The following is a 4,507-nucleotide window of genomic DNA, read 5'->3' as shown; positions in this document are numbered from 1 at the left end:
AAGAATATGGATTTGAAGAAATAGAGAAGGAGGTTAAAAAGATGTGTAATTTAGGAAAAATGATAGCGAGAGAAAATATAGAAAAAGGATTAGTACAAGGACAAAAAAGAAAAATATTGAACTGATTACAGATTTGATGAATAGCTTAAGTATTTCATTTTCAAAAGCGGTTGAATTGTTAAAAGTTTCTAAAGATAAAGTTTTAGAAATAGAAAAATATTTTGAATCATAATAAAAAATGGCATAAAGTTAAATACTTTATGTCATTTTTATGAAGTTTTCTTTTTATAAGATAATATAAAGATTGTAGACATGACCATAATAAAACCTAAAACATCCATTAATGTAAAAGGAGAATGCAACCATAAACACATGCAAATCGTTGCACTTAATGGTTCAACTGCAGCAATTAATGAAGCTCTCATAGGTCCAATAAGATTGACTCCTATAAGATACATTGAAAAAGCTAAAACAGTTCCGATAACAATAATTCCTGCCATTGCTAAATAGCCATAGATATCTAAAGAAACAGAGATATTCCAAACACGTCCAATTATTCCTAATACGACGCCACCTATAATCATGGCATAGCCTGTAGGAATCAAACTGCCGTATTTATTCATGATATGTCGAGGAAGCAATGAATAAAACGAAGCAGCTAATCCTGCCATCACTCCCCAAAACAATCCTTCAAAAGATAAGATCATTTCATGAATATTTCCATGTGTTGCTAGAATGAAGGTTCCACCAAAAGCTAAAACAACACAAAGAAGTTCTTTTTTATAAGGAAATCTTTTACAAACAAGACATGTATAGAACATAATAAAGATTGGATTCAAGTATTGTAGTATAGCTGCGGTTGAACTGTTTGAATAATAGATTGCTGTCATATAGGAATATTGACAAAACATTAATCCTAATAGTGCAAACAAGATAAGTTGAAAGATATCATTTTTATTATTCCAAATACTTAATGTCTTTTTTGTATCTTTGATAAAACAAACACTTAATAGAATGATCCCCGCAAAGATCATACGCAATGTTGTAAGCCACATTGTATTTAAATGATAAGTTTGAAACAGAAACTGTCCCATGGTTCCTGAAATACCCCAAAATGCACCACCTAATAATGTAATAGTAATTCCTTTTTTCATATCCTCACCCCATGGATGACATTCTAACAAATATTGATTTAAAATACTATATTTGATACATTATTTATCTCTAATATGATAGAATATATTTGCTGGTGCTATAGCTTAGCTGGATAAAGCGTACGTCTCCGGAACGTAAGATCATGAGTTCGAATCTCATTAGTACCGCCATTTTTAAAACAATAGATTATTCAATAAGCAATTATTGCTTATTGAATATTTTTTTATGATACAATAATATAAATGTAAAGAGGAATTGCGTATGGAATATAAAATAGGTGAAGTATCTAAAATATTGAATATTTCAAAAGAAATGATTCGTTATTATGAAAAACAAGGTATTTTAAAACCATCAAGGAAAGAAGATAATAATTATCGTACATATTCAGTCATGGATGTTTTTTTATTAATGGAAATTATTCGCTATCAATCAATTCATTTTGGAATCAAAGATATCTCTGAATTATTAAATGAACATTATTTAGAAAACTATGCACAACATTTGTATCAATATTATCAAGAAATAGATCAAGATATTATTAAAAAAATTTTATTGAAAGAACGTGTTAAAGAATTAGCAGAAAGAATCGAAACATGTAAATTTAATTTAGGAAAGTATTGGGTCAAAAATGTTCCTGAATATCAACTTGTGTTTCTAACTAATGGAAAAGGTGATGACTATGATAAATTACAAATATCTATTGAAAATAGAAATTTGCTTTTTTCCAAGGAAAGAATGGTTTATGTGGAATCTATGGTTTTATTTGAAAAAGAGAAAGAAACTTGGTGGTATGGAATGGAAGAGAGATACATAGAATCACTTCAGCTTTCTTTTAAAGATGAAAAGTATTTAAAGAAGCAATTATGTCTATGTACAATGATTGATATGGGTGAAATAGGTTGTTTTAATAGAAATCAATTAGAAAATATATTAAATGAAATCAAAGATGAATATCAAATAGTAGGAACTCCTAGAGGAATTATTGTAGGTAGGGGTTATGAAGGAGAAAATTTTCAAAGGATTATGGAAATACAAATACCAATTGCTTTAAAACATTGAATTCATTTCAATGTTTTTTTGTGTTTTTTAAGCTATTTTACTTATTTGTGTATTATTTCACAAGCACTTGACCTTGTAATGCTTTCAAGGCGTATACTATAAGTGGTTACAAGGAGGAAAAAGGAATGATAACAAAATTATTTACACCTATGAAAGTAGGAAACTGTACAATACCAAACAGATTGGTCGTACCAGCAATGGTTACAAATTATTGTGATGAAGATGGCTTTTTAACAGATAGATATATGGCCTATATCGAAGAAAAAGCAAAAGGTGGATGGGGTATGATTATTACTGAAGATTATAGTGTTACACCTCATGGAAAGGGATATCAATATATTCCAGGATTTTATAAAGATGAACATGTTGCTTTAAATAAAGAATTAACGCGTCGTGTACATGAACATGGTTCTAAGATCTTCTGTCAAATGTATCATCCAGGAAGACAAAGTTCACATGCGGTTAATGGTAATGTTCAACCATTAGCACCTTCAGGAACAAAAGATCCTATTTGTATGGATTTAGCAAGAGAAATGACTGTTGAAGAAATTCATACACTTGTTGAAGATTTTGGTCAAGCAGCAAGAAGATGTAAAGAATCTGGTTTTGATGGAATTGAATTACATTGTGCTCATGGTTATTTATTAGCTGAATTTTTATCATCTTATGTCAATAAAAGAGTAGATCAATATGGTGGATGTTTTGATAATAGAGTAAGAATTGTTGATGAAATTATTGCTGCTATGAGAAAAGAAGTAGGAGATTTTCCAATTCAAGTACGTATTTCAGCTAATGAATATGTTCAAGGAGGACGTACAGAAGCTGAAACATATCAACTTGCAAAACATTTAGAAGAAGTTGGTTTTGATGCAATTCATGTTTCAAATGGAGTTTATGCTGCAGCACCAATTGATCAAATTATTGCACCAATGTTTACTAAACATGCATTAAATATGGAAGCTGCTGCTAATGTTAAAAAGGTCGTTAAAATTCCTGTTATTTTAGCTAATCGTATTAATGAACCGGGAATGGCTGATATTTTACTAGAAATGGATAAATGTGATTTTGTAGGAATGGCTAGAGGTTCTTTAGCAGATCCTTATTTACCAGTAAAAGCTAAAAAAGGAAAATTTGATCAAATTAATTATTGTATTGGATGCCTTCAAGGATGTGAAGGTCCATTATTAACAGGAGGATGTGTCACTTGTTTAGTTAATCCAAGAGTAGGGCGTGAATATGAAACAGATTTAACAAAAACGACTCAACCTAAAAAAGTAATGGTCATTGGTGGAGGACCAGCAGGTTTAGTAGCTGCTCGAACAGCAGCCATTAAAGGTCATGATGTTTCTTTATATGAAGCAAGTAGTCATTTAGGTGGTCAATTTAGATCAGCTGCATATCCAATTGGAAAAGGTGAATTATCTACTACAACTTCTTCTTATCGTGCTAATTTAGAAGCTCTTAATGTTCCTGTACATTTAAATAGTGAAGTAAGTGAAGAAATGATTCAAGAAATTAAACCAGATGCTATTATTCTTGCAACAGGGGCTAAACCAATGGTTCCACCAATTAAAGGTATTGATGGTAAAAATGTATTTACTGCAGAAGATATGCTACTTGGTAAATATGATATTTCTAACGATCCTATTGTTGTTTGTGGTGGAGGAGAAGTTGGTGGTGAAACAGCTCACTATCTAGCTGAAAAAAATCATGATGTGACATTGTTAGAAATGCAACCTGATATTTTAAATGATATGATGATCATGACAAAAGTATGTCTATTAGAAATGATCCAAAAAGCAGGTATTAAAGTAAAAACACAATTTAAAGTTAAAGAAATTACAGAAACTGCTGTTATTGGAGAAGATGCAAGTGGAAATACAGTTTCGATTCCAGCTGTACAAGTTATCTCTGCTTTTGGTTATAAATCATATAATCCATTAGAAGAAATTGCTAAAAAATATTGTAAGGAAGTCTATGTCATTGGTGGTGCTAAACAAGCAGGTGGCGCTATTCCAGCAACTAAAGAAGGTTTAGAAGTTGGCTTAAAATTATAATAAATAGTAAAGGGGCTGTTACGAAATTAAACAATTAATTTCATACAGCCTTTTCTTTTGTAGAATAAAAATATATTAAAAATAGGAATTTTAAATATCTATATAATAAAATTATTCTACTATAAGAAGCAATTGTTTCTAATTACAATAATTCCTCAAACATTATGGATGAGGAATTAATTGGTATATTAAATTATCCGGTGCTTAGAGGTTCGCTCTAAATTATTAGGCGGAGT

At 30.2% G+C, this 4,507-nt stretch carries 3 protein-coding genes and 1 tRNA gene; 3 read left to right on the top strand and 1 reads right to left on the bottom strand.

Annotated features, from left to right (window positions below; translation table 11 throughout):
* Positions 1–269 precede the first annotated feature (269 nt).
* Positions 270–1,154, bottom strand: coding sequence for a DMT family transporter (locus tag LJD34_RS15500; RefSeq protein ID WP_227360317.1), 885 nt, complete (start codon positions 1,152–1,154; stop codon positions 270–272).
* 94 nt (positions 1,155–1,248) lie between these two features.
* Here LJD34_RS15500 and LJD34_RS15495 point away from each other — a divergent pair.
* The 3 genes from LJD34_RS15495 (at position 1,249) to LJD34_RS15485 (ending at position 4,271) form a co-directional block, all read left to right on the top strand.
* A tRNA-Arg gene (locus LJD34_RS15495) sits at positions 1,249–1,325 on the top strand.
* A 91-nt stretch (positions 1,326–1,416) separates the two neighbouring features.
* A complete protein-coding gene (locus LJD34_RS15490) occupies positions 1,417–2,214 on the top strand; it encodes a MerR family transcriptional regulator (RefSeq protein WP_227360316.1) in 798 nt (265 codons plus the stop codon).
* 125 nt (positions 2,215–2,339) lie between these two features.
* A complete protein-coding gene (locus LJD34_RS15485; protein ID WP_227360315.1) occupies positions 2,340–4,271 on the top strand; it encodes an FAD-dependent oxidoreductase in 1,932 nt (643 codons plus the stop codon).
* Positions 4,272–4,507 lie beyond the last annotated feature (236 nt).

Origin of the sequence: Faecalibacillus sp. MSK20_93 (assembly GCF_020589945.1) — a bacterium.
Taxonomy (GTDB): domain Bacteria; phylum Bacillota_I; class Bacilli_A; order Erysipelotrichales; family Coprobacillaceae; genus Faecalibacillus; species Faecalibacillus intestinalis.
The sequence above is the reverse complement of the archived record's forward strand: the minus strand, read 5'-3'. Positions and strand labels throughout refer to the sequence as shown.